The sequence below is a fragment of the Haemophilus sp. HN_Hi10 genome (assembly GCF_049821985.1).
Lineage (GTDB): Bacteria > Pseudomonadota > Gammaproteobacteria > Enterobacterales > Pasteurellaceae > Haemophilus > Haemophilus influenzae_D.
This window is the reverse complement of the sequence record NZ_CP187495.1, coordinates 959,168-982,701: the sequence shown is the minus strand read 5'-3', so window position 1 is coordinate 982,701 and position 23,534 is coordinate 959,168. Positions and strand designations below refer to the sequence as shown.

The window sequence follows — 23,534 nt, the reverse complement described above, 5'->3', positions numbered from 1 at the left end:
ATAAAAATGCTCTGGAAAAAAACTTTTACCCTTGAAAACTTAAATCAAATTTGTGCTAACAGTGCAGTTAGCCATCTTGGCATTGAAATTTCTGCTTTTGGCGAGGATTGGATTGAAGCGACGATGCCAGTGGATCATCGTACTATGCAGCCGTTTGGTGTGTTGCACGGTGGGGTTTCGGTTGCTTTAGCTGAAACAATTGGTTCTCTTGCGGGTTCGCTTTGTTTGGAAGAAGGCAAAACTGTGGTGGGATTAGATATTAACGCCAATCATCTTCGCCCTGTTCGTTCAGGTAAAGTAACTGCAAGAGCCACGCCAATTAATTTGGGCAGAAATATCCAAGTTTGGCAAATTGACATCCGCACAGAAGAGAATAAACTTTGTTGTGTTTCTAGATTAACCCTTTCCGTAATCAATTTATGACAAAACCAGCAAAAATCGGCGTATTACTTGCCAATCTAGGCACGCCAGATAGCCCAACGCCAAAGTCAATTAGCCGTTATTTATGGCAATTCTTAACGGATCCTCGCGTGGTCGATTTACCCCGTTGCAAATGGTATCCTCTACTCAAAGCCATTATTTTGCCATTGCGTTCAAAACGTATCGCCAAAAATTATCAAGCCATTTGGACAGAGCAAGGATCGCCTTTACTTGCTATTTCACGACAACAAAAAGACGCATTACAAGCCTATTTAGATAATCAAAATATCGATACTCAAGTAGAAATTGCCATGACTTATGGCAATCCATCAATGCAAAGTGCGGTGAAAAATTTGCTTAAAAATCAAGTTGAGCGAATTATTGTCTTGCCTCTTTATCCGCAATACTCTAGCTCAACTACAGGCGCAGTATTTGATGCTTTCGCTAACGCTCTTAAAGAAGAACGAGGATTACTGCCTTTTGATTTCATCCATTCTTATCATATTGATGAAAATTACATTAATGCCTTAGCCGACTCCATAAAAGTGCGGTTAAAATCCGATGAGTTTTTGTTATTTTCTTATCACGGTATTCCTCTGCGTTACGAAAAAATGGGCGATTATTATCGTGAACATTGTAAACAAACGACTATTGCAGTTGTTAATAAGCTGGGCTTAACAGAAAACCAATGGAGAATGACGTTTCAATCTCGCTTTGGCCGTGAAGAATGGCTGCAACCTTATACCGATAAATTTTTAGAATCTGCTGCAGCACAGAACATTCAAAAAATTGCCGTTATTTGCCCGGGTTTCTCCGTAGATTGTTTAGAAACCATTGAAGAAATTGACGAAGAAAATCGAGAAAATTTCCTAAACAATGGCGGACAATCTTATCAATATATTCCTGCACTTAATGTAGAGCATGCACATATTAAAATGATGGGAAAATTGATCCTAGAAAAACTTACTTAATAATAGAAATGGTAAAACGTTTCTAAAATCTTCCGCACTTTGCTAAAATCAGCCATTATTTTTTTCACAAGGATAAAACATGGCTGATTTTCCTTTTATCGTTGAGATCAACGAACAAAATCTTACTGAAATACTGCAACAATCCTTAGAAAAACCACTTGTCATCAATTTTTATGCGCCAACGCATAAAGAATCGGCAGATTTTTTGGTGCTACTTGAGCAAGTTGCAGAACAATATCAAGGACAATTTATTCTTGGAAAAGTAAATTGTGAAAAAGAGCGAATGATTGCCGCACAATTCCGCATCCAAGCATTGCCAACCACCTATTTGTTTAAAGAAGCACAGGCATTAGATGCATTTCCAAGCGTGCTTGATAAATCTTCATTAATCCAACGATTAAGCATTATTTTACCTAAAGAGGAAGATTTAAAATTCCAACAAGCATTAGATTTCTTGCAAGTAGAAAATTACGAAGCTGCATTGCCATTATTGAAAGATGCGTGGGAACTTTCAGATAAGAAAAATAGCGATGTTGCCCTACTCTACTCTGAAACCTATATTGCAATGAAAAAAACGGAGCCAGCACAAGAAATTTTAAATCAAATTCCATTGCAAGATCGTGATAGTCGTTGGCACGGATTACAGGCACAAATTGAGCTACAAATTCAAGCTTCAGATACGCCTGAAATTCAACAATTACAAGCTGATTATGCCAAAAATCCAACGCCTGAAATTGCAATAAAACTTGCTGTTCAGCTTCATCAAGCGAGCAGAAATGAAGAAGCACTGACACTACTTTTCGGTATTTTAAAAACCGACTTAGGCGCGCAAAATGGTGAAGTTAAACAACAATTTTTATCTATTTTAAGCGCAATGGGCAATGCTGATCCGCTGACAAATAAATTTCGTCGATTACTTTATTCGCTGCTTTATTAAGCAAAAAGTTTATAATCAGTAAAATGCAACTTATTGCATTATATTATTACTTAACTACAAACAAGGATTCTTTATGTCAGATACCAAACACGCAAAACTTTTAATTTTAGGCTCAGGCCCTGCTGGTTATACGGCAGCCATTTATGCAGCACGTGCAAACTTAAAACCAGTATTGGTAACGGGTTTACAACAAGGTGGCCAGCTTACCACTACAGATGAAATCGAAAACTGGCCGGGCGATTTTGAGATGACTACTGGTTCAGGTTTAATGCAACGTATGTTGCAACACGCAGAAAAATTTGAGACAGAAATCGTCTTCGATCATATCAATCGCGTAGATTTGTCTTCTCGCCCATTCAAACTTTTTGGCGATGTGCAAAATTTCACTTGTGATGCGTTAATTATCGCAACAGGTGCCTCTGCACGCTATATTGGCTTACCTTCAGAAGAAAACTACAAAGGTCGTGGTGTTTCCGCTTGTGCAACCTGTGATGGATTCTTTTATCGTAATAAACCAGTCGGTGTGATTGGTGGAGGAAATACTGCGGTGGAAGAAGCCCTTTACTTAGCCAATATTGCAAGTACAGTGCATTTAATCCACCGTCGCGATAGCTTCCGTGCGGAAAAAATTCTTATCGATCGTTTGTACAAAAAAGTGGAAGAAGGAAAAATCGTTCTTCATACTGACCGCACTTTAGATGAAGTATTGGGCGATAATATGGGTGTAACAGGATTACGTTTAGCCAACACAAAAACTGGCGAGAAAGAAGAACTCAAATTAGATGGTTTATTCGTAGCCATTGGTCACTCGCCAAATACGGAAATTTTCCAAGGGCAACTAGAATTGAATAATGGCTATATCGTTGTAAAATCTGGTCTTGAAGGCAATGCAACAGCCACTTCTGTGGAAGGCGTGTTCGCAGCAGGCGATGTAATGGATCACAATTATCGCCAAGCCATTACCTCTGCAGGAACTGGTTGTATGGCAGCCTTGGATGCAGAACGCTACTTAGATGCTCAAGAAGCATAAATTTTCTAGCTAATTCCCCTCTTTTAAAAGAGGGGAACTTTTTCTATATCTCGATAAACCTATGAATAAAGTTCGTCAAAAATATTTACAACAATGGCTTCGCGCACAACAAGAACCTATCAAAAAATTAATGCGTGCAAACATTGCTCTCGCTACGCTTTCTGCACTTATTTTAGTCGCGCAAACTTATTTTCTTGCGACGTTGCTCGATAAACTGATTATGCAAAATGTGCCTCGTGATGAACTTATTCCTTATTTTCTCGGGCTAATTATCGGCTTCGGGATGCGTGCTATTATTTTATGGGTACGAGAAAAAATTGGTTTCCGAAGCGGACAATTATTACGCAACCATATTCGTCAAAAAATTCTGGATAAAATTCATCTTGTCGGCCCTGCGACAATTAATCAAAAACCAGCTGGAAGTTGGGCAAGCATTATGTTAGAACAAGTAGAAAACTTACATAATTTCTATGCCCGTTTTCTGCCTCAACAAAGCCTTTCAGCCATTGTTCCAGTGGTTATTTTCATTGCTGTATTTCCGTTGAACTGGGCTGCAGGCTTAATCTTAATGATTACTGCACCGCTTGTTCCTCTATTTATGATCATTGTTGGTATTGCTGCGGCTGACAACAGCCAAAAAAATATGGATACCCTTTCTCGCCTAAGTGCCCAATTTTTAGATCGCTTACGCGGCTTAGAAACCTTGCGTCTTTTTAACCGCACTTCTGAACAAACTGAGCATATTGAAAACGCCACTGAAGATTTTCGTGAGACCACAATGGATGTGCTAAAACTCGCTTTTCTCTCTTCTGCTGTATTGGAATTTTTTACCTCTATTTCCATTGCACTGATGGCGGTCTATTTTGGTTTTAGCTACTTAGGTCAAATTGAATTTGGCACCTATAATGCACCGCTTACACTTTTCACAGGTTTCTTTTGTTTAATTCTTGCGCCTGAATTTTATCAACCCTTGCGTGATCTCGGCACTTATTACCACGACCGCGCAGCGGGTATTGGTGCAGCAGATGCCATTGTTGATTTCTTAGAAGCTGATTATTTAACCGTTCATCAAAATGAAAAAACAATTTCTTTAGAAAGTGCGGTTGAAATTTCTGCCGAAAATTTAGTGGTGCTTTCGACACAGGGTTCAGCATTAACCAAGCCGTTAAACTTCCAAATTCCAGCAAATCACAATGTTGCACTTGTAGGACAAAGTGGTGCAGGTAAAACTTCATTAATAAATGCTATTTTGGGCTTTTTACCTTATAAAGGCTCGCTCAAAATTAATGGTCAAGAACTTCGCGAAAGCAATCTAGCTGACTGGCGAAAACATATTGCGTGGGTAGGACAAAATCCATTGTTATTACAAGGCACAATTAAGGAAAACTTACTACTTGGCAATATTCAAGCCAACGATGAAGAAATTAATCAAGCATTAATGCATTCTCAAGCGAAAGAATTTACCGATAAACTTGGACTTCATCACGAAATCAAAGATGGTGGATTAGGCATTTCTGTAGGACAAGCGCAACGCCTTGCCATTGCTCGTGCTTTGTTACGCAAAGGCGATTTGCTTCTGCTTGATGAGCCAACCGCAAGCTTAGATGCGCAATCAGAAAATCTTGTTTTACAAGCATTGAATGAAGCAAGCCAGCATCAAACTACACTGATGATTACACACCGAATTGAAGATTTGAAACAATGTGATCAAATTTTTGTGATGCAACGAGGAGAAATAGTACAGCAAGGTAAATTTGCCGAATTACAACATGAAGGTTTCTTTGCTGAACTACTCGCTCAACGACAACAGGATATCCAATAATGCGCACATTACTTCCCTTTATACGTTTATTTAAATTCGCCAAATTTCCGCTTATTTTAGGCTTGGTGCTGATGATTTTAGGATTGGGATCCAGCATGGGGTTGCTTACCGTTTCAGGCTGGTTTTTAGCCGCTACAGCCATTGCAGGACTAGGCACTCTATTTAACTTTTTCTACCCTTCAGCCAGTGTGCGAGGTTTAGCTATCGGGCGAACCGTCATGCGCTATTTTGAAAAAATAGTGACGCATGATGCAACATTCCGCATATTGTCCAAATTACGCGTACAAGTATTTGAAAAAATCATTCCTTTAAGCCCAGCGGTATTAAATCGTTATCGTAACAGCGATTTGTTAAATCGTTTAGTGTCCGATGTTGATACACTTGATAGCCTCTATTTACGTTTACTTGCACCATTCTTCACTGCTGCATTTGTAATCATTGCCATGACGATTGGACTTAGCTTTATCAATATTCCACTCGCACTTGGTTTAGGCTTATTTTTGTTGATTTTATTAATAATTATCCCAACCATTTTTTATCGCTTAGGACAGCAATTTGGCGAACGCTTAATCCAAGCACGCACAACCTATCGAACCCAGTTCTTAGAATTTATCCAAGCACAAGCCGAGCTTTTATTATTTAATGCAGAAGATAAATTAAAAGAGAAAATGTCAGTCACAGAAAAAACATGGCAGGAAGATCAAGCCAAAGAAGCAAAATTAAGCGGATTTTCTACCGCACTTGTTCTCTTTCTTAATGGTCTGTTGATTTCTGGAATGCTATGGTTTGCAAGTAACGCCGATTTTGGTACAGATGAATATCGCACGGCTTATATTGCACTTTTCACTTTTGCTGCACTTGCCGCCTTTGAGATAATCATGCCATTAGGTGCGGCATTTTTACACATAGGTCAAGTTATTGCGGCAGCAGAGCGAGTGACCGAAATCATTGAGCAAAAACCGCTTGTCGAGTTTAATGGTAACGAGGAATTTGAAACAAAAGTGCGGTTAATTTCTGCGAAGAATTTAAATTTTTCCTATCCCGAACAAGAAACACTCGTATTAAAAAATCTTACATTAGATTTAGAACAGGGCAAAAAAATTGCTATTTTAGGCAAAACTGGAAGTGGGAAATCTTCACTTCTTCAACTTTTAGTACGCAATTATGATGCAAATCAAGGTGAGCTTTTATTAGCAGAAAAACCCATTTCTACCTATTCAGAAAATACATTGCGTAACCAAATTTGTTTTTTAACTCAACGCGTTCACGTATTCAGTGATACACTTCGTCAAAATTTACAATTTGCAAGTGCGGATGAAATTTCTGATAAAAAAATGATTGAAGTTCTACATCAAGTTGGCTTAAGTAAATTACTTGAGCAAGAAGATAGTTTAAATCTTTGGCTGGGAGATGGCGGTCGTCCGCTTTCTGGCGGAGAACAACGACGTTTAGGTTTAGCACGTATTTTACTCAATAATGCGCCAATTTTATTATTGGATGAACCAACAGAAGGTTTAGATCGCGAAACTGAACGTCAAATTTTACGTTTAATTCTGCAACACGCTGAAAATAAAACCCTAATTATGGTCACTCACCGTCTAAGTTCAATTGAACAATTCGATAAAATTTGTGTAATTGATAACGGAAGATTAATCGAAGAAGGCGATTACAGTAGCTTAATCACAAAAGAAAATGGTTTCTTTAAAAGATTGGTTGAACGAGTATAAGGGGCGGAAACTTTCCCAGCTTCTTCTCGGCACACAGTAATTCCGACTTTGGCTGCTTTCTTCCGAACCTGACCGAGTAAACCAGACACCGTTGCGAGAGACCGAGAAAGTTTCCATTGATATCGCAAATGCGATTGCTCGCTATTATGCAGAATTTATTGCCCTATTGCAAAGACTAATTCAAAAGTGCGGTGAATTTGGCGAGAATTTAAGCCACATTTTCAGGATTTTTATGAAATGAACTACCTCCAATACTACCCGACCGATGTTATCAATGGCGAAGGCACAAGATGCACACTTTTCGTCAGTGGCTGTACGCACGCTTGCAAAGGCTGCTACAACCAAAAAAGTTGGTCATTTTCAGCGGGTGTATTATTTGATGAAGCAATGAAACAACAAATCATCAATGATTTAAAAGACACTCGCATTAAACGCCAAGGGCTGACGCTTTCAGGTGGCGATCCACTTCATCCCCTCAACGTAGAAACATTATTGCCATTTGTGCAACGCGTAAAACGAGAATGCCCCGATAAAGACATCTGGGTTTGGACGGGTTATAAGCTAGATGAATTAGATGAACAACAACGTGCTATGTTGCCTTATATTGATGTATTAATTGATGGGAAATTTATTCAAGAAGAGGCAGACCCAAGTTTAGTTTGGCGAGGCTCAGCAAATCAAATTATTCATCGATTTAAGTTATAAAACACTGAAAAAAACCACCGCACTTTTTAGTCAAAAGTATTGAGCGATAAAAAATCTGCAACTGAATTCTCAATTGCAGATTTTTTTATTGATTTCCAGTTACTTATTTAGCAAGCGATCCGTAATCGTGCCTGCCACCATGGCACCGTTTACGTTAAGTGCGGTACGTCCCATATCGATGAGCGGTTCGATGGAAATGAGTAAACCGATTAATTCCAGTGGTAAACCTAACGTAGATAGCACGACGATAGCGGCGAATGTGGCTCCGCCACCTACGCCTGCGATGCCGAATGAAGAAATGGCGACCACGAAAATTAAGGTTAGAATGTAGCTGAAGCTAAAAGGGTCAATGCCGACCATTGGGGCGACCATTACAGCAAGCATCGCTGGATAAATGCCGCCACAGCCGTTTTGTCCGATAGTGGCACCGAATGTGGCAGCAAAGTTGGCGATGACATTGTTGTTACCTAATTTTGCGGTTTGCGTTTCAATATTTAACGGAATTGTCGCCGCACTTGAGCGAGATGTAAACGCAAAACTTAAGGTTGGCAACACTTTTTTGTAGTAATCCACAGGATTGACTTTAACGAAGAACAATAAAATGCCGTGAACCACAAACATTAAGGCAATAGCAGCATAAGAAGCCACAATAAAATTGCCCAAATTGACAATATCCGCCCATTTTGAGGTGGCAGCCATTTTAATCATCAACGCAAACACGCCGTAAGGGGTTAAGCGAATCACAAAACGCACCAAACGCATCACTAATTTGTTTAAAGTTTCTACACCTTGTGCAATTCGTTCACCAAGTGCTTGATCTTCTTTGCCTAAACTCAAAGCCGCCACGCCAAGTAATGCTGAGAAAATTACGACACTAATAATGGACGTTGGGTTGGCACCCGTGAGATCAGCAAAAGGATTTTTCGGAATAAAGGACACCAACATCGCAGGCACAGTTAAATTAGACACTTGCCCTGCTTTATCTAACACTTTGCCTTGAGCCGCTAATTCACGATCGCTCACGATTAATCCTGCCGCCGACACATCAAATAAATGCACCATCGCAATCCCAATTGCCGCGGAAATGGCGGTGGTAATCAGCAAGGTGGATAACACGCCAACGCTGACTTTGCCCAATGATCTGGTTTGATTGATACGAGCGATAGCAGATAAAATCGACACGAACACCAACGGCATCACGATCATCTGCAATAAACGAACATAACCGTTACCGACCACATTGATCCAATCTAAAGTTTTGTCTAACAAAGGTTTTTCAAAAGCGGATTGCAATACCGCACCAAAAAGCAAACCGAGCAATAAACCGATAAATACCGTTTGCCCTAATTTTTCGGTTTTGCGATATAGCTGTGCTAACAGCAATAAAAAAGCAATAAATATCGCCAAATTGACTAATAACATAAAAAATCTCCAAAACTGATTAAAGTGTTTGGAGACTATCAACTTCAGCAAAAATAACAAGTTTTCTTTCGTTATATTTTATACGTTTTGGTAATTAAAATGCGGCTGCAGTGGCTAGCACGCCTGAATAAACTAAATAGCCGCCGAAAAATAAGAAAATTGCCCTTGCAAGATTATCAATATAACGGCTGTATTTGCTGTAAAAAGATTTAGCAAGTGATCGAGAAAATAGCAATGAAATGAAATGAAATGAAATGAAATGAAATGAAATGAAATAATATAAAAAAGTGCGGTTAAAAATTCATTTAAAATTTCAACCGCACTTTTCAATAAAATCAAATTATTCTTCTAAAACAACTTTACCGATATAGCCTAAATTACGATGGCGTTGCGCGTAATCGATACCATACCCCACCACAAATTCATCAGGAATTTCAAAACCAACCCATTCAACAGGCACTTCCACTTCGCGGCGAGAAGGTTTATCAAGTAACGTACAAATTGCAAGACTCGCAGGATCACGCAAATTCAAAATATCACGCACTTTTTCCAAGGTATAACCCGTATCAATAATATCTTCCACAATTAAAACGTGTTTACCTTTTATATCGCCGTCCAAATCTTTAGTAATACGAACGTCGTGATTCGTGGTCATGCCTGTGCCATAACTTGAAGTGGTCATAAATTCAATTTCCACAGGTAAATTTATCTGACGAACGATATCCGCCATAAACATAAAGGAACCACGTAAAAGCCCTACGACAACAAGGCTATCGATCTGTTTTTCTTGATAAAATTTTGTAATTTGAGCACCTAATTCAGCAATACGCGCATGAACATCATTCTCTGAGATTAAAACATCTACGTGGTGTTTTTTCATTGTGTTTCCTTATGAAATGACAGGGGATAAAATCGTTTGCTATTTTACAAAAAAAAGGCTGAAGTTTAAACCTTCAGCCTTTTTCAACCCTAACGAATTTACTTTCTACTCTACCTGTTGGAGCAACAACAGATGTGCGTATAGTAACAGATATTTAGTCATTGTCAATAAGAATTATTCTCAATTTCAAAAATATTTCTTAATTTCCAGAAATTTTCATTTTATCTAACAAAATAGAACCAGTTTGGATGTTAGAACGATGCTCTATATCGTCAGCTACAGCAACCATATTCTTCAACATATCTTGTAGTTGCCCCGCAATGGTAATTTCGGCGACGGGATATTGAATTTCGCCATTTTCTACCCAAAAACCTGATGCGCCACGAGAATAATCGCCCGTAACAATATTGACACCTTGTCCCATCACATCCGTTACTAACAATCCCGTTCCCATTTGACGTAAAAGTGCGGTCAATCCTCCAGTTAAATTTGGCTTAACAAGCCAGTTGTGAATGCCACCAGCATGACCGGTACTTGACATACCGAGTTTTTTACCGCTGTAACTTGTCACTAAATAAGTTTGTAATACCCCATTTTCAACAATTTCACGATCTTGCGTACGAACACCTTCACTATCAAAAGGCGTTGAAGCCAAACGACGTAATAAATGTGGTCTCTCACTGATATTGAACCAATCAGGTAAGACCTGTTTACCCAAATGTTCGAGCAAGAAACTCGATTTTCTATATAAACTGCCACCACTTATTGCAGCAGCAAAATGAGAAATAAGACCAGTTGCAACATCATTTAAGAAAATGACAGGCACTTCTCGTGTACTCAATTTTTGAGGATTTAAACGAGAAACGACTTTCTTTGCACAATTTTCGCCAACCCAAATGGGCGATTGGAGTTTATCGAATTCACGAGAGATCGTGTATTCGTAATCATTTTCTAAGGCATCTTCTACGCCACCAATAACCGAACAAGATAAGGAATAACGGCTTGATAAATAACTTTGCAACATACCGTGACTATTTCCATACACTTTCACGCCTGTATGTGAATTAAAACTTGCTCCGTTGCTATTTACGATGCGTTTATCCGCTTGCAAAGCGGCTTGTTCTGCTTGAAGTGCCAATTCCGTCGCTTTATCAACATCTATATCAGCAGAATGATAAAGCTCTAAATCAGGCGCATCAAAAGCCATTAGATCTTTATCAGCCAACCCTGTGCAATCATCAGGCGAGGTGTATTTTGCAATAGCAAGTGCGGCTTCCACTGCATTTTTAATTGCGCTTTCGCTTAAATCGGAAGTCGAGGCATTGCCTTTTTGTTGCCCCATATAAACAGAAATCCCCAATGCGCCATCATTAGTAAATTCTACGTTTTCAATTTCTTGCAAACGAGCAGATACGGATAAACCGCTCACTTTTGTGACCGCAACTTCTGCACTTGCGCCAGCTTTCGTTGCTAACGCCACTGCAAAACTGACGGCTTGGCGTAATTCTTGTTCTTGTGCTTTTAAAAGTGCGGTTGAATTTTCGGCTGTTTTCATTATTTTTTCCTATTAAAAATTTTCAACATTTTATCTTATTTTTAAAGTTTATGGTAAAATGCACGCCAATTTTCATAAAGGATAAAAAATGGCAAAACGTAAGAAAAAAGAAGTTTTCGATTGGGAAGATGAAGATCAAGAAGAAATTATTTGGGTGAGTAAAAGCGAAATCAAACGCGATGCGGAAGATTTAAAACAACTTGGCGAAAAAATTGTCAATCTCACGAAAAACAATCTGGCAAAAATTCCACTTAATGAATCCTTACTTGATGCCATTGAACTTGCACAGCGTTTACAAAAAGAAGCTCGCCGCCGTCAATTACAATATATCGGTAAATTATTGCGTGGAATTGATGTTGAACCTATTCGTGAAGCCTTAGATAAAATTGAAAATAAGCATAATCAACAACAAGCTATGTTGCACAAAATCGAAAAAGTGTGCGATGAATTGGTGGAAAAAGGTGATGTGGCTTTAACTGATTTACTAAATGATTATCCTGATGGCGATCGTCAGCAACTACGCAATCTGATTCGTTCTGCACAAAAAGAACTGGAACAAAATAAACCATCAAAAGCCTATCGAGAAATTTATCAAATGCTCAAGGTATTAATGTTGGAAGATTAAAAACATTGAAATTTTCATCCGCACTTTGTGGATAAGTGATTGAAATAAAATGAATATTCGTTGGAATGTAATTTTGGGCGTTATCGCACTTTGTGCTTTGGCGTGGTTTTATTCCTTAAATCAGGAAACCGCAGATTTATCTGAACTTGTGAAAAAACCAGATAGTCCTGATTATGTGGGTTATAAAATGGAAACAACGGTTTTTTCCCCTGAGGGTAAAAAACAATATTTGGCTTTATCCGATAAAATTGAGCATTATACAGTCAATGAACAAACCCTTTTTACCGCGCCTTTAGTTTATTTATATCCCACAACATCAAATGAAAAGGAACAAAATCCCAATCAAAATGTAGATTTTTTTAGCACACAAAACTGGAAATTAAGCGCAAATCAAGCAAGATTGACAAAAGATCAAATATTGTATTTAGAGGGTAATGTCGTCGTGCAAAGTTTAACATCAGATTCTCGTTTGCAACGCATTGAAACAGAATCAGCGGTCGTCAATTTAAAAACACAGGATATGACTTCCGAAACACAGGTTAAAATTAAGGGTAAAAATTTTAGTTCTACAGGATTAAAATTAGTCGGAAATTTACGCCAACAAGTGGCGACATTAAAGGAACAGGTAAAAACATATTATGAAGTTAGTAAGCAATAAAATTCTTTTTCTTGCAACGATGGTATTAGCATCAAGTTCAGCTTTTGCATTGAAAGATGACGTTAATCAGCCGATAAATATCGTTTCGGATAATCAATCCTTAGATATGGAAAAAAGTGTAGTGACATTCACAGATAATGTAGTAATTACACAGGGATCTATCATCATTAAAGCAAATAAAGTTGTTATCACTCGTCCCGCTGAAAAATCAGGGAAAAAAGAAACTGTAGAAGCATTCGGTACGCCAGTCACATTCCATCAACAGTTAGATAATGGCACTCCAATAGATGGAAAAGCAAATAAAGTTCATTATGATCTTGGCAGCGAATTTTTAACATTAACTAACAATGCCGAATTAAAGCAGCTTGATAGTAAAATTAATGGCAGTGTTATTACCTATGATGTGAAGAAACAACAACTTAAAGCTAATGGTAATGGAAAATCACGGGTAACAACAGTTCTTATTCCATCTCAATTACAACAAGCTAAAGGGAAGTAATCTATGTCAATTTTGACTGCAGAGAATTTAGCTAAAAGCTACAAAAGTCGTAAAGTTGTTTCGGATGTCAGTTTAACCGTAAATTCTAATGAAATTGTCGGTTTACTCGGGCCAAACGGTGCAGGGAAAACAACAACTTTCTATATGGTCGTTGGGCTTGTTCGCCAAGATCAAGGTAAAATTGTTATTGATGGCGAAGATATTAGTTTGCTCCCAATGCATAATCGTGCGCAACGTGGCATTGGTTATTTACCGCAAGAAGCCTCGATTTTTCGCCGTTTGACTGTCTATGAAAATTTGATGGCGGTATTGGAAATCCGTAAAGATTTAACCCCGCAACAACGTCGTGAAAAAGCAGATGAATTAATTGAAGAATTTAACATTGCTCATATTCGAGATAATTTAGGACAAGCCTTATCAGGCGGCGAACGTCGCCGTGTAGAAATCGCACGTGCCTTAGCGGCAAATCCAAAATTTATTCTATTAGACGAGCCTTTTGCTGGTGTAGATCCTATTTCTGTGAGCGATATTAAAAAAATTATCACCGACTTACGTAACCGAGGATTAGGTGTTTTGATTACCGATCATAATGTTCGTGAAACCCTTGATGTTTGCGAACGTGCTTATATTGTTGGCGCAGGTAAAATTATCGCAACAGGTACACCGGAACAAGTGATGAACGATGAACAGGTTAAACGCGTTTATCTTGGCGAACAATTCAAATTATAAAAATGAAAATAACTGAACTATTAAGCCCTGAGAATATTCGTCAGGGCGTTAGTTTTTCTAGCAAAAAACGATTATTTGAATCTATTTCACATTTTGTGGTGGAACAAGTTCTTGCAGAACAAGGCGAACAAGCCTGTTTTGAATGTCTTTTTGAACGTGAAAAACTGGGGAATTCTGGTTTAGGAAATGGGATTGCAATGCCAAAAGCAAAAATCCCCGTAACAGTATCAGATAAAGCAATCGCAGTGTTTATGCAACTCGATAATCCGATTGATTACGATGCTGTTGATAGTAAACCAGTGGACTTAATCTTTGCCTTACTGATTCCAGAAAATCAATGTGAAACCTACATTCCAGTTTTAGCATCATTAATAGAAAAACTGACTGATAAAAATGTGTTGAAGCAATTACGTTCAGCTAAAAGTGCGGATGAAATTTGGCAAGTTTTTGAAATTATCGATCAATCAGAAACAACACTTGAAGAAGTGAAAGAATAATTACAGTGGGGAAATTTATGGAAATTATCATTATTAGTGGGCGTTCTGGTGCAGGAAAATCTGTAGCCTTACGAGCATTAGAAGATACAGGATATTACTGTGTTGATAATATTCCTTTAGATTTGCTTCCTCAATTGACTGATATTCTGTCTCAATCTCAATCTCAATCTTCGGTCGCCATTAGTCTCGATATTCGTAATATTCCAAACTCCGCTAATTCTCTTGAGCAAACCCTTTCAACGTTACAAAAGCATCATCAAATTAAAATCATTTTCTTAGAGGCTGATCGTGCTACCCTGATTCGCCGATATAGTGATTCACGCCGTTTGCACCCGCTTTCATTAAAAGATCTATCTCTTGAAGCTGCAATAGATGAAGAATATCGCTATCTTGAGCCATTGATTCAACACGCAAATCTTATTCTTGATACCACCCATCTTTCTACGCATAGTCTTGCAGAACGATTACGCGAATTTTTACGCTATAATAGTGAAAAAGAATTAAAAATTATTGTTGAATCTTTTGGTTTTAAATATGGGATTCCTTTAGATGCGGATTATGTTTTCGATGTCCGCTTTTTGCCTAACCCTCATTGGGATCCAACATTACGCCCAATGACTGGATTAGAAGCCCCTGTCGCAGAATTTCTAAATAGTCATACAGAAGTCAATGAATTTATTTATCTCACTCGTCATTACATTGATACTTGGTTACCGATGTTAGAAAAAAATAACCGTAGCTATTTGACGATTGCCATTGGATGTACTGGGGGAAAACACCGCTCCGTTTATATTGCTCAACAATTAGGCGAATATTTTCAAGCCAAAGGAAAAACAGTACAAATTCAACATAAATCCTTAGAACGGAACAAAAAAATATAAAAAGTGCGGTCATAAAAATATTATTTTTATTGACCGCACTTTTTTATACACTCACAGGCTTTACAATCTCACTAGGATAACAACCTAAAATCTTTAAGTAATTGCTATAACCTTTTAATTCTTCCAAAGCCTGTTTTGTATCTGGATGATGGATATTTGCTTCAATTTCTAGATAAAACATTTCTTCCCAAGGCTTACCGTAAATCGGTCGAGATTCCAGTTTTGTCATATTGATTTGATGCTTTTTAAACACCAATAAAGCATCCACTAATGCGCCAGCTTGCTGTGAAGTTGTCATTAATAATAAGGTCTTTGTGGGAATCTGTGATGAAACTTCGCGAGGATCTTTAGCCACCACAATAAAACGTGTAATATTGTTCTCTTGATTAGCAATATTAGTTTTTAATACACTAAGTCCATACAATTTTCCACCGTCTTCATTGCCCAATGCTGCAATATTAGGTTTATTCAAACTTGCGACTAATTGCATTGCGTGTGAACTACTTTCGCAATATTCAATATGCACGCGATCAAGACTATGAATAAATTGACTACATTGTTGAATCACTTGAGGATGACTATACAACGTATCAATTTGACTCAAATCTGTTTTATCATTGACAAGCACGCAGTGTTTGATTGGATAAGCCAACTCTCCCACTAATGATAAATCAGTATGCTGAAGTAAATCATAAACTTCATTAATTGCACCCGATGTTGTATTTTCTAAAGGCAATACACCAAAGTCAGCTTCTCCAGTCTGAACTTTTTCAAATACTTGCTCAAAAGACTGACATCCTAGTTCTACAAATTGTTTTTGATAACGAGCAGCATAATTACGTGCAGCTAAATTAGAATAAGAACCACGTTTACCTAAAAAAGCGATATGTAAATTTTGATTACGTTGTTCATTAAGTTTATTCTGTAAGTAGACTTGCTGGGTCAATACCGAGTCTTCAATAATTTTTTGGAAAATTGAAGTAATGTATTGTGCTTCAAGCTGATAATTTTCATTTTCAGCAAATTGCACTAGTTCTTGTAAAAGTTGCTGCTCACGCGCGACATCACGTAAAGCCTTCTGCGTCACTTCTTTGCTTCTTACTACATCAAACGCCAAACGATGACGCTCCGAAAGTAGCTTTAACAAACTACGATCGATTTGCGTAATTTGTTGGCGAATGTCAGATAATTCTAATGCCATAATGCTTCCTTATAAAAAATCCCACGAAATTGACCGCACTTTTAGTAGATTCGCCATTTAAGCACGAGATGAAATAAAAAAGCTATACTTCCTACCAGAAATATAGCTTTTTCAACAATAAAACAATTAAATAAGCACTTGCACTGGAGCAACATACCCTTGTGGCACTTGCGCTTTATCTTCAAAGGTTACAAATTCCCACGCTTCTTGATTTGCTAAAACAGCACGAAGTAACTTGTTATTTAAACCGTGACCTGATTTATAGGCTTTAAAATCACCGATAATGTTATAACCAGCCATATAAAGATCGCCAATTGCGTCTAACATTTTATGACGAACAAGTTCATCTTTAAAGCGTAAGCCATCTTCATTTAAGATTCTATAATCATCAAGAACAATCGCATTATCAAGGCTACCACCTAATGCTAAACCTTGAGATTGAAGATATTCAATATCTTTCATAAAGCCAAAAGTTCTTGCTCGGCTAATTTGATGAACAAATGCTTGGGCGGAAAAATTCATTTCATAGTTACGTACATCTTTGCCAATAGCAGGATGGTCAAAATCAATAGTGAAATCTAAACGAAAACCATTGTAAGGTTTAAATTCAGCCCATTTATCGCCATCTTCAACTCGTACATATTCTTTAATGCGAATAAATTTTTTCGCTGCATTTTGTTCTTCAATTCCCGCATCTAACAACAAATAGATAAACGGACTCGCACTGCCATCCATAATTGGAATTTCAGGTGCATCAACTTCGATAATAATATTATCAATACCAAGCCCTGCCAAAGCTGCATTTAAATGCTCAACTGTAGAAATGCGAACACCTTGATCATTAATTAGTGCTGTACAGAGCATTGTATCACGCACTGAATTAGGATCGGCAGGGAATGCCACCGCAGGGTTTAAATCTGTACGATAATAAACAACACCTGTGTTTGGCATAGCTGGGCGTAAGGTTAATGTCACTTTATTACCGCTATGTAAGCCAACGCCTGTTACTTTAATACTTTGTTTTAATGTTCTTTGTTTAATCATTCTACTACCTTCATTTACTAGGTATTTTCTGAAACTTATTAATTTTCTTCACGCTGTGCAGGATTAAAAAAATTATTTTTCTTAAATGCTTCCAAGCGATCTGTAATCGGTTTATCTAACGGTCGTTGATATTCTTCTGATGCAGACCTTGACACTTCAACAGATTCACGACGATGAAGTTCAGGAACAATGTTTACACGCCCTTCGCCTTCAATATTCTGCGTAGAAAGCCCTTGACGAACAACTTGAATTGGATCATTTCCTGCAATTTCCCCTAGACCAGTTGCCACAATAGTTACACGAATTTCATCGCTCATCTCAGGCACTAAACTCGTACCAACAACAACTGTCGCCTCTTCAGAAGCAAAGCTACCTATTGTCTCACCTATAATGTTAAATTCATCAAAAACTAAATCCATTCCAGCAGTAATATTAACTAAAATACCTTGAGCATTAGAAAGATCTATTTTTTCTAGAAGATCGTTACGTACCGCAAGGCGAGCCGCCTCTTCTGCTCTACCCGCACCAGGTTCTCCCACCGCTGAACCAAAACCTATCATTGCTTGCCCTTGAACGGACATTACCGTTCTTACATCGGCAAAGTCCACATTGATTAAGCCAGGCGATGTAATCATATCCGAAATACCCATAACCGAATTACGTAACACATCGTTTGCAGCAGCAAAAGCCTCTATTAATTTAGCATTTTTAGGGAGAACTTTTTGAATTTGTTGATTCGGAATAATAATCATTGAATCAACATATTGGGATAAATCTTTAATACCAAGCTCTGCAAATTGCATACGTTTTTTGCCTTCAAAAGCAAAAGGTTTAGTCACTACTGCAACAGTTAAAATACCCAGTTCTTTAGCAATTTTAGCAACAACAGGCGCCGCACCCGTACCTGTGCCGCCGCCCATACCTGCTGCAATAAAGACCATATCTGCGCCTTCAAGCATTTTGCGGATTTCATCCTGATCATCTTCAGCTGCCTTACGACCAATATTCGGATTTGCCCCAGCACCTAAACCTTTGGTTGTTTCTCCACCAATTTGTACGGTCTGTTGAACTTGACTTTTACGCAATGCTTGAGCATCAGTATTGACGGCATAAAATACTATGCGACCGTGTTCCTCTGATGTTAATGAACTTTCACCAACAAAGGTTCCGCCCATTTCTTGTTTTACCATATTCATTACCATATGGTTTACGGCATTACCACCGCCACCGCCTACACCTACGACTTTGATCAGTGCGCCGGATTCGTTAAAATTGTCGTACTCAGGGTACTCTGGGTATAGCATTGATGTTCTCCGTTACTGCCAGATAAGCTGACTAAATATATAAAATATAAATTCTCTTTATTGTAGATGAAAAATTAAAATAATCAAAATTCTGACCGCACTTTATTGACAATTTTTTTAATTCCTTGCCAAATAGACTCAAAGAAAGTTCCTTCAGAATCATCACTTCCTGAAATTAAATCATCGTCACTATTACTGTGATTATATTGCAATAATCCCACCACCGTTGAATATTGTGGACGATTCACATAATCAGTCAAACCAGTAATATTTAATGGGCTTGCTATACGTACTTGGCAATGGAAAACATTTGAAGCGCATTCTTTAAGATCTTCAATCTGTGCTCCACCACCAGTCATAACCACACCTGCAATTAATTCAAATTTAATATGTTTTGCTTCTAATTCAGCTTTTAACTTATCTAATTCGTCTTTTACCACACCTAAAAGCTCCGTATAACGAGCCGATGTAATTAAAGATAAATCACTTTTTGTTAATGAACGAGGCGCACGACCGCCAATACTTGCCACCTCAATTTTTTTATCTCCGTGCAAACGAGCTGGGTAAAATGCACTCGCATAGTTCACTTTGATCCGTTCTGCTTCTGCTCGCGAAATTGTACAAGCGTGCGCAATATCATTCGTCACAATATTTCCTGCGTAAGGAATTACCTTGCTAAAGCGTAATGCACCATTCGTATAAACCATCACGTTCATTGTGCCGGCACCAAAATCAATTAAACACACGCCGAGATCTTTTTCATCCTCAGTTAGCACAGAATGTGTCGCTGCGAAACCAGAGAAAACCACTTTATCCACTTGCAATCCACAACGTTCAACGGCTTTTTTTAAGTTATTTTGCCAATCTTGATGACAAGCGATCAAATGTACTTGTGCTTTTAAACGCACGCCTTGTAATCCTAATGGATTTTTAATGTTCATCTGACGATCAACAGCATATTCTTGTGGAATAACATGCAATAAAGACAATCCCTCTGGTAATTTTATTGAGCTTGCTGTATGAAGTGCCGAATCGATTTCTTCTTGTGTTACTTCACTTTCTGCTATCGGCACAAAACCACTTTCATTAAGGCTTTGAATATGCTCTCCAGTAATGGCTAAAGTCACACTCATAATCTGACAATCCGCCATAGACTCTGCAGCTTCAATAGCACGTTGAATCGAACCCACCACAGCATCAAGATCAGTGATACTGCCACGATCAATCCCTTTTGAAGGACAACTGCCTACACCAAGCACATTCACTACACCATCAGGAAATACTTCGCCAACCACAGCGACCACTTTTGAGGTGCCAACCTCTAAACCTACTATTGTTTTTGCTTCCACACCTTTAACCATTTTCACACCCAGTTATTTTTATCTATCAACCATACCTACAGCGGCACCTGCCGTATATCTTAAATCTATATAATCTATTTTTTTGTTTTCTGGCACATCAATTTGCGGATAAATTGTGACAAATCGCTCAAGTTTTGATTTCCAATCGCCACGACCTAATTTTAGCACAATATCGTTATCAAGCTGGACCTGCCACGCACCGCGATCATCAATATTGACTCCCTTTGCCATTATATTATTTGATTTTAAATTGACATAAATTTGATTCCACGTCTCAATTACCTTCAAACTCTGATAATCGGGCCCGCCCAAATAGGGCAAATTTTTTGCTGTTAAACGTACAGAGGGAAGCTGAAAAACGATACCATCAAGGGTAACAAATTGATTTTGATTCCAAAACGCAACGGGTTGATATTCCGACACCCAAATACTTAAACGATTTGGCCACATTTTTCTTACTATTGCACCTTTAACCCAAGGTAAAGCCTCAATTTGAGCTTGAATCGGTGCCACATCTTGCCCCCAAAATCCTTTTAATTCGCCCATTTTTAATAGGCTTTCTTTAATATCATTATCGGTAGTAAAGGTATTTTGTCCAACAAGTGCAAATGCGCTAATCGGTTTATCATCCATTTTTTCTAAAATGCTTTGCCAATTAAAATAAACACCAAGTAAAAAAAAGACGCCAAGCAACACCGCAAAAGCCCGAATATGAAAATAATATTTAGGCTTTTGTTCTCCAAAACGAATATTCTGTGGCGTTTTTCTTTTCAGAATGTTCATTACACACTTAGCTCCAAGATTTTCACAACAAGCTGTTCAAAAGAAATACCTACTGTCGCTGCAGATTTTGGGAATAAACTATGGCTAGTCATTCCTGGATTAGTATTAACCTCAACCAAACGGAAATTGCCTTTTGCATCACACATTACATCAATACGACTCCAACCTCGACATCCCACTGCATCATAAGCACGTTTTACTAATATAGCTAACGCTTGCTCGCGTTCAGGCGTTAAACCTGCTGGGCAGAAATATTGCGTATTATCAGAAATATACTTCGCTTCATAATCATAAAATTCGCCCTCTGGAACAATACGAATTGCGGGTAATACTTGATTGTCAAGCACAGGCACAGTTAATTCATCGCCAGCTAACCACTCTTCAATTAGAATGGTATTATCAAATTTAAGCGCATATTCCACCGCACTTTTTAACTCTTCTACCGCTTTTACTTTCGTTAAGCCAACGCTAGAGCCTTCTAAAGAGGGTTTAACCATTAATGGTAAACCTAATTTTTCCACAACAGCCTGAGGGTCTAATTCAGAAAAAGTTTCTCGGGTAACCACTTCCATATCTGCAACAGGTAAACCAAAAGCTTTCCACAACATTTTTGTGCGCATTTTGTCCATCGTTAATGCGGAAGCCATTACGCCACAACCCGTATAAGGCAAACCAATTTGCTCTAATAAACCTTGCATTGTGCCATCTTCTCCACCACGACCGTGCAAAATATTAAATACTCGATCGAAGCCATCACTTTTCAAATTAGCGACATTATATTCTTTAGGATCAATAGGATGAGCATCATAACCTTGATTTAATAATGCTTCTAATACCGTTTTGCCTGAATTGAGGGAAACTTCACATTCAGCAGATGTGCCGCCCAATAACACCGCAATTTTTTCTTGTTTTAAGTTCATTTTTTATCCTGTTTTTCTTCTTATGATGATATTTTTCTAATGCTAAGATTTTCAATCAATCCATCCGGCATTAATTCTTCCAAGATTCAGCCAAGCCACGAGAAATTTTACTTACACTGCCCGCACCTTGTGCCAAAATTAAATCGCCATCTTGAATAATTTGATCAAGAACGTCGCCTAATTGTGATGTGTCAGAAACCAAGATTGGATCGATTTTTCCTAAATTTCTAATTGAACGACAAAGTGATTTACTATCAGCTCCAACAATTGGTGCTTCTCCCGCTGCGTACACATCAAGCATAATTAATGCGTCCACTTGCGAAAGCACTTGTACAAAATCATCAAATAAATCACGAGTACGAGAATAACGATGCGGTTGGAAAATCATCACAATTCGTTTATCTCCCCAGCCTTCTCGCGCGGCTTTAATCGTTACACTGACTTCTGTTGGATGATGACCATAATCATCAACTAAACGCACCTTACCATTTGGACGAATAAATTCGCCTAGCTGATCAAAACGACGACCTGCACCTTGGAAATCGGCAAGGGCTTCTAAAATTGCCTCGTTAGCAATCCCCTCTTCTTTTGCGACAGCTAACGCTGCCGTTGCATTTAACGCATTATGTTTTCCAGGAACATTGAGCAATACATTAATACGTTCATTATCTGGGCAAATCACAGTGTAGTGACCTTGAAAACCCGTTTGTTCATAATCTTCAATACGATAATCTGCCTGTTCACTGAAACCGTATGTAATCACTTGGCGACCAACTTTGGGAATAAGTTCCATTAAAACAGGATCATCAGCGCACATCACAGCTAAACCATAAAATGGTAAATTGTGTAGGAACTTCACATAGGTGGCTTTCATTTTTTCGAAATCGCCTTCGTAAGTATCCATATGGTCTGGTTCCATATTAGTTACAACAGATACCATTGGTTGTAAATGCAAAAATGACGCATCACTTTCATCGGCTTCGGCAATTAAATAACGACTTGCCCCTAAATGTGCATTTTTACCCGCCGATTTCACTAAACCGCCATTGACAAAAGTCGGATCAAGTTTAGCTTGCGTATAAATCATTGAAATCATAGCTGTTGTTGTTGTTTTTCCGTGCGTTCCTGCAACAGCAATACCATGACGAAAACGCATAATCTCAGCCAACATTTGCGCTCGTTGAATCACTGGAATGCGTTTTTGTTTCGATGCAACTAATTCAGGGTTATCATCTTTTATCGCACTAGACACAACAACAACACTTGCGCCTTCAATATGTTCTTCTGCGTGACCAATGTAGATTTTTGCCCCAGCTTGAGCTAAACGTTGAGTGACTACACCATCGGCAATATCTGAACCTGAAATTTGATAACCTTCATTTAATAAAATTTCTGCAATGCCGCTCATTCCCGCGCCACCAATGCCAATGAAATGAATTTGCTGTACACGGCGCATTTCAGGGATAATTTTTCTAATTTCTTCGTGGGAATGCTTCATTTATTTTTCCTTTTCTCCCAAATGACAAAACTCAACTAAAAGTGCGGTTAAAATTCGCAACGTTT

Annotated in this window: 23 protein-coding genes and 1 other RNA gene; 13 read left to right on the top strand and 11 right to left on the bottom strand. The window is 38.3% G+C overall.

Annotation, left to right across the window (positions count from 1 at the left end; all coding sequences use genetic code 11):
• Nucleotides 1-6: 6 nt before the first annotated feature.
• The 6 genes from ACPT8Q_RS04865 to cydC all read left to right on the top strand — a co-directional run bounded on the left by ACPT8Q_RS04865 (nt 7) and on the right by cydC (nt 6,907).
• Nucleotides 7-423 (top strand): hotdog fold thioesterase, encoded by a 417-nt coding sequence (locus ACPT8Q_RS04865; protein WP_050949353.1) that lies wholly within the window; start codon nt 7-9, stop codon nt 421-423.
• Nucleotides 420-1,391, top strand: coding sequence for a ferrochelatase (gene hemH, locus ACPT8Q_RS04860; protein WP_118879896.1), 972 nt, complete (start codon nt 420-422; stop codon nt 1,389-1,391). Before ACPT8Q_RS04865 ends, hemH begins: the two co-directional genes overlap by 4 nt.
• Before the next feature lie 79 nt (nt 1,392-1,470).
• Entirely contained in the window at nt 1,471-2,328 is an 858-nt protein-coding gene (locus ACPT8Q_RS04855; RefSeq protein WP_050949352.1) for a co-chaperone YbbN, read from the top strand.
• A 73-nt stretch (nt 2,329-2,401) separates the two neighbouring features.
• Nucleotides 2,402-3,358, top strand: a complete 957-nt coding sequence (gene trxB / locus ACPT8Q_RS04850) for a thioredoxin-disulfide reductase (RefSeq protein ID WP_005627209.1) — start codon at nt 2,402-2,404, stop codon at nt 3,356-3,358.
• Between the two features lie 61 nt (nt 3,359-3,419).
• The gene (gene cydD, locus ACPT8Q_RS04845) at nt 3,420-5,180 is read left to right on the top strand and encodes a heme ABC transporter permease/ATP-binding protein CydD (RefSeq protein ID WP_061671336.1); all 1,761 of its coding nucleotides are present in this window, start codon (nt 3,420-3,422) and stop codon (nt 5,178-5,180) included.
• Complete coding sequence (cydC, locus tag ACPT8Q_RS04840) at nt 5,180-6,907, top strand: heme ABC transporter ATP-binding protein/permease CydC (protein ID WP_050949350.1); 1,728 nt, start codon at nt 5,180-5,182, stop codon at nt 6,905-6,907. Before cydD ends, cydC begins: the two co-directional genes overlap by 1 nt.
• Before the next feature lie 9 nt (nt 6,908-6,916).
• Here cydC and ffs read toward each other — a convergent pair.
• An RNA gene (gene ffs, locus ACPT8Q_RS04835) (signal recognition particle sRNA small type) lies at nt 6,917-7,015 on the bottom strand.
• A 129-nt stretch (nt 7,016-7,144) separates the two neighbouring features.
• On the opposite strand from ffs, the gene nrdG reads away from it, so the two are divergent.
• Nucleotides 7,145-7,612 carry an anaerobic ribonucleoside-triphosphate reductase-activating protein gene (gene nrdG / locus ACPT8Q_RS04830; RefSeq protein WP_050949349.1) on the top strand — a complete coding sequence of 156 codons (468 nt, stop codon included), beginning with the start codon at nt 7,145-7,147 and terminating at the stop codon, nt 7,610-7,612.
• Between the two features lie 99 nt (nt 7,613-7,711).
• Here nrdG and ACPT8Q_RS04825 read toward each other — a convergent pair whose 3' ends face one another.
• The 3 genes from ACPT8Q_RS04825 to pmbA form a co-directional block, all read right to left on the bottom strand.
• Nucleotides 7,712-9,034 carry an L-cystine transporter gene (locus ACPT8Q_RS04825; protein WP_005690669.1) on the bottom strand — a complete coding sequence of 441 codons (1,323 nt, stop codon included), beginning with the start codon at nt 9,032-9,034 and terminating at the stop codon, nt 7,712-7,714.
• A gap of 340 nt (nt 9,035-9,374) precedes the next feature.
• Nucleotides 9,375-9,914 carry a hypoxanthine phosphoribosyltransferase gene (gene hpt, locus ACPT8Q_RS04820; RefSeq protein ID WP_050847226.1) on the bottom strand — a complete coding sequence of 180 codons (540 nt, stop codon included), beginning with the start codon at nt 9,912-9,914 and terminating at the stop codon, nt 9,375-9,377.
• 199 nt (nt 9,915-10,113) lie between these two features.
• The gene (gene pmbA / locus ACPT8Q_RS04815) at nt 10,114-11,469 is read right to left on the bottom strand and encodes a metalloprotease PmbA (protein ID WP_050847225.1); all 1,356 of its coding nucleotides are present in this window, start codon (nt 11,467-11,469) and stop codon (nt 10,114-10,116) included.
• Between the two features lie 88 nt (nt 11,470-11,557).
• Between pmbA and yjgA the strand changes: the two genes are divergently transcribed.
• Genes yjgA through rapZ form a run of 6 tightly spaced genes read left to right on the top strand, consistent with a single transcriptional unit; the run spans nt 11,558 to nt 15,358 of the window.
• Entirely contained in the window at nt 11,558-12,094 is a 537-nt protein-coding gene (yjgA, locus tag ACPT8Q_RS04810) for a ribosome biogenesis factor YjgA (protein WP_042593792.1), read from the top strand.
• Nucleotides 12,095-12,143: 49 nt separating this feature from the next.
• Complete coding sequence (gene lptC, locus ACPT8Q_RS04805) at nt 12,144-12,752, top strand: LPS export ABC transporter periplasmic protein LptC (RefSeq protein ID WP_011272406.1); 609 nt, start codon at nt 12,144-12,146, stop codon at nt 12,750-12,752.
• The gene (lptA, locus tag ACPT8Q_RS04800; protein WP_050949348.1) at nt 12,733-13,251 is read left to right on the top strand and encodes a lipopolysaccharide transport periplasmic protein LptA; all 519 of its coding nucleotides are present in this window, start codon (nt 12,733-12,735) and stop codon (nt 13,249-13,251) included. Before lptC ends, lptA begins: the two co-directional genes overlap by 20 nt.
• A 3-nt stretch (nt 13,252-13,254) precedes the next feature.
• Nucleotides 13,255-13,980 (top strand): LPS export ABC transporter ATP-binding protein, encoded by a 726-nt coding sequence (gene lptB / locus ACPT8Q_RS04795; RefSeq protein ID WP_005670728.1) that lies wholly within the window; start codon nt 13,255-13,257, stop codon nt 13,978-13,980.
• A 2-nt stretch (nt 13,981-13,982) separates the two neighbouring features.
• Complete coding sequence (ptsN, locus tag ACPT8Q_RS04790) at nt 13,983-14,477, top strand: PTS IIA-like nitrogen regulatory protein PtsN (RefSeq protein ID WP_032824651.1); 495 nt, start codon at nt 13,983-13,985, stop codon at nt 14,475-14,477.
• Nucleotides 14,478-14,494: 17 nt separating this feature from the next.
• Complete coding sequence (gene rapZ, locus ACPT8Q_RS04785; protein ID WP_050949347.1) at nt 14,495-15,358, top strand: RNase adapter RapZ; 864 nt, start codon at nt 14,495-14,497, stop codon at nt 15,356-15,358.
• A 43-nt stretch (nt 15,359-15,401) separates the two neighbouring features.
• Here rapZ and pheA read toward each other — a convergent pair whose 3' ends face one another.
• From pheA to murC, 7 genes are all read right to left on the bottom strand, one after another.
• On the bottom strand, nt 15,402-16,559 hold the full coding sequence (pheA, locus tag ACPT8Q_RS04780) for a prephenate dehydratase (RefSeq protein ID WP_050949346.1): 1,158 nt from the start codon (nt 16,557-16,559) through the stop codon (nt 15,402-15,404).
• Between the two features lie 126 nt (nt 16,560-16,685).
• The gene (lpxC, locus tag ACPT8Q_RS04775; RefSeq protein WP_042593786.1) at nt 16,686-17,603 is read right to left on the bottom strand and encodes a UDP-3-O-acyl-N-acetylglucosamine deacetylase; all 918 of its coding nucleotides are present in this window, start codon (nt 17,601-17,603) and stop codon (nt 16,686-16,688) included.
• 38 nt (nt 17,604-17,641) lie between these two features.
• Nucleotides 17,642-18,907 (bottom strand): cell division protein FtsZ, encoded by a 1,266-nt coding sequence (gene ftsZ / locus ACPT8Q_RS04770; RefSeq protein WP_050949345.1) that lies wholly within the window; start codon nt 18,905-18,907, stop codon nt 17,642-17,644.
• A gap of 83 nt (nt 18,908-18,990) precedes the next feature.
• Entirely contained in the window at nt 18,991-20,268 is a 1,278-nt protein-coding gene (ftsA, locus tag ACPT8Q_RS04765) for a cell division protein FtsA (RefSeq protein WP_050949344.1), read from the bottom strand.
• Between the two features lie 18 nt (nt 20,269-20,286).
• Entirely contained in the window at nt 20,287-21,051 is a 765-nt protein-coding gene (locus tag ACPT8Q_RS04760; protein ID WP_038440021.1) for a cell division protein FtsQ/DivIB, read from the bottom strand.
• Nucleotides 21,051-21,971, bottom strand: a complete 921-nt coding sequence (locus ACPT8Q_RS04755; protein ID WP_050949343.1) for a D-alanine--D-alanine ligase — start codon at nt 21,969-21,971, stop codon at nt 21,051-21,053. The genes ACPT8Q_RS04760 and ACPT8Q_RS04755 overlap by 1 nt, the downstream gene beginning before the upstream one ends.
• Nucleotides 21,972-22,041: 70 nt before the next feature.
• On the bottom strand, nt 22,042-23,469 hold the full coding sequence (gene murC, locus ACPT8Q_RS04750; protein WP_050949342.1) for a UDP-N-acetylmuramate--L-alanine ligase: 1,428 nt from the start codon (nt 23,467-23,469) through the stop codon (nt 22,042-22,044).
• Nucleotides 23,470-23,534: the final 65 nt, after the last annotated feature.

Excerpts from the sequence above, each read along its gene's own strand:
- ACPT8Q_RS04865 (WP_050949353.1), top strand. The coding sequence starts at position 7 with ATGCTCTGGAAAAAAACTTTTACCCTTGAAAACTTAAATCAAATTTGT.
- hemH (WP_118879896.1), top strand. The coding sequence starts at position 420 with ATGACAAAACCAGCAAAAATCGGCGTATTACTTGCCAATCTAGGCACG.
- ACPT8Q_RS04855 (WP_050949352.1), top strand. The coding sequence starts at position 1,471 with ATGGCTGATTTTCCTTTTATCGTTGAGATCAACGAACAAAATCTTACT.
- trxB (WP_005627209.1), top strand. The coding sequence starts at position 2,402 with ATGTCAGATACCAAACACGCAAAACTTTTAATTTTAGGCTCAGGCCCT.
- cydD (WP_061671336.1), top strand. The coding sequence starts at position 3,420 with ATGAATAAAGTTCGTCAAAAATATTTACAACAATGGCTTCGCGCACAA.
- cydC (WP_050949350.1), top strand. The coding sequence starts at position 5,180 with ATGCGCACATTACTTCCCTTTATACGTTTATTTAAATTCGCCAAATTT.
- nrdG (WP_050949349.1), top strand. The coding sequence starts at position 7,145 with ATGAACTACCTCCAATACTACCCGACCGATGTTATCAATGGCGAAGGC.
- ACPT8Q_RS04825 (WP_005690669.1), bottom strand. The coding sequence starts at position 9,034 with ATGTTATTAGTCAATTTGGCGATATTTATTGCTTTTTTATTGCTGTTA.
- hpt (WP_050847226.1), bottom strand. The coding sequence starts at position 9,914 with ATGAAAAAACACCACGTAGATGTTTTAATCTCAGAGAATGATGTTCAT.
- pmbA (WP_050847225.1), bottom strand. The coding sequence starts at position 11,469 with ATGAAAACAGCCGAAAATTCAACCGCACTTTTAAAAGCACAAGAACAA.
- yjgA (WP_042593792.1), top strand. The coding sequence starts at position 11,558 with ATGGCAAAACGTAAGAAAAAAGAAGTTTTCGATTGGGAAGATGAAGAT.
- lptC (WP_011272406.1), top strand. The coding sequence starts at position 12,144 with ATGAATATTCGTTGGAATGTAATTTTGGGCGTTATCGCACTTTGTGCT.
- lptA (WP_050949348.1), top strand. The coding sequence starts at position 12,733 with ATGAAGTTAGTAAGCAATAAAATTCTTTTTCTTGCAACGATGGTATTA.
- lptB (WP_005670728.1), top strand. The coding sequence starts at position 13,255 with ATGTCAATTTTGACTGCAGAGAATTTAGCTAAAAGCTACAAAAGTCGT.
- ptsN (WP_032824651.1), top strand. The coding sequence starts at position 13,983 with ATGAAAATAACTGAACTATTAAGCCCTGAGAATATTCGTCAGGGCGTT.
- rapZ (WP_050949347.1), top strand. The coding sequence starts at position 14,495 with ATGGAAATTATCATTATTAGTGGGCGTTCTGGTGCAGGAAAATCTGTA.
- pheA (WP_050949346.1), bottom strand. The coding sequence starts at position 16,559 with ATGGCATTAGAATTATCTGACATTCGCCAACAAATTACGCAAATCGAT.
- lpxC (WP_042593786.1), bottom strand. The coding sequence starts at position 17,603 with ATGATTAAACAAAGAACATTAAAACAAAGTATTAAAGTAACAGGCGTT.
- ftsZ (WP_050949345.1), bottom strand. The coding sequence starts at position 18,907 with ATGCTATACCCAGAGTACCCTGAGTACGACAATTTTAACGAATCCGGC.
- ftsA (WP_050949344.1), bottom strand. The coding sequence starts at position 20,268 with ATGGTTAAAGGTGTGGAAGCAAAAACAATAGTAGGTTTAGAGGTTGGC.
- ACPT8Q_RS04760 (WP_038440021.1), bottom strand. The coding sequence starts at position 21,051 with ATGAACATTCTGAAAAGAAAAACGCCACAGAATATTCGTTTTGGAGAA.
- ACPT8Q_RS04755 (WP_050949343.1), bottom strand. The coding sequence starts at position 21,971 with ATGAACTTAAAACAAGAAAAAATTGCGGTGTTATTGGGCGGCACATCT.
- murC (WP_050949342.1), bottom strand. The coding sequence starts at position 23,469 with ATGAAGCATTCCCACGAAGAAATTAGAAAAATTATCCCTGAAATGCGC.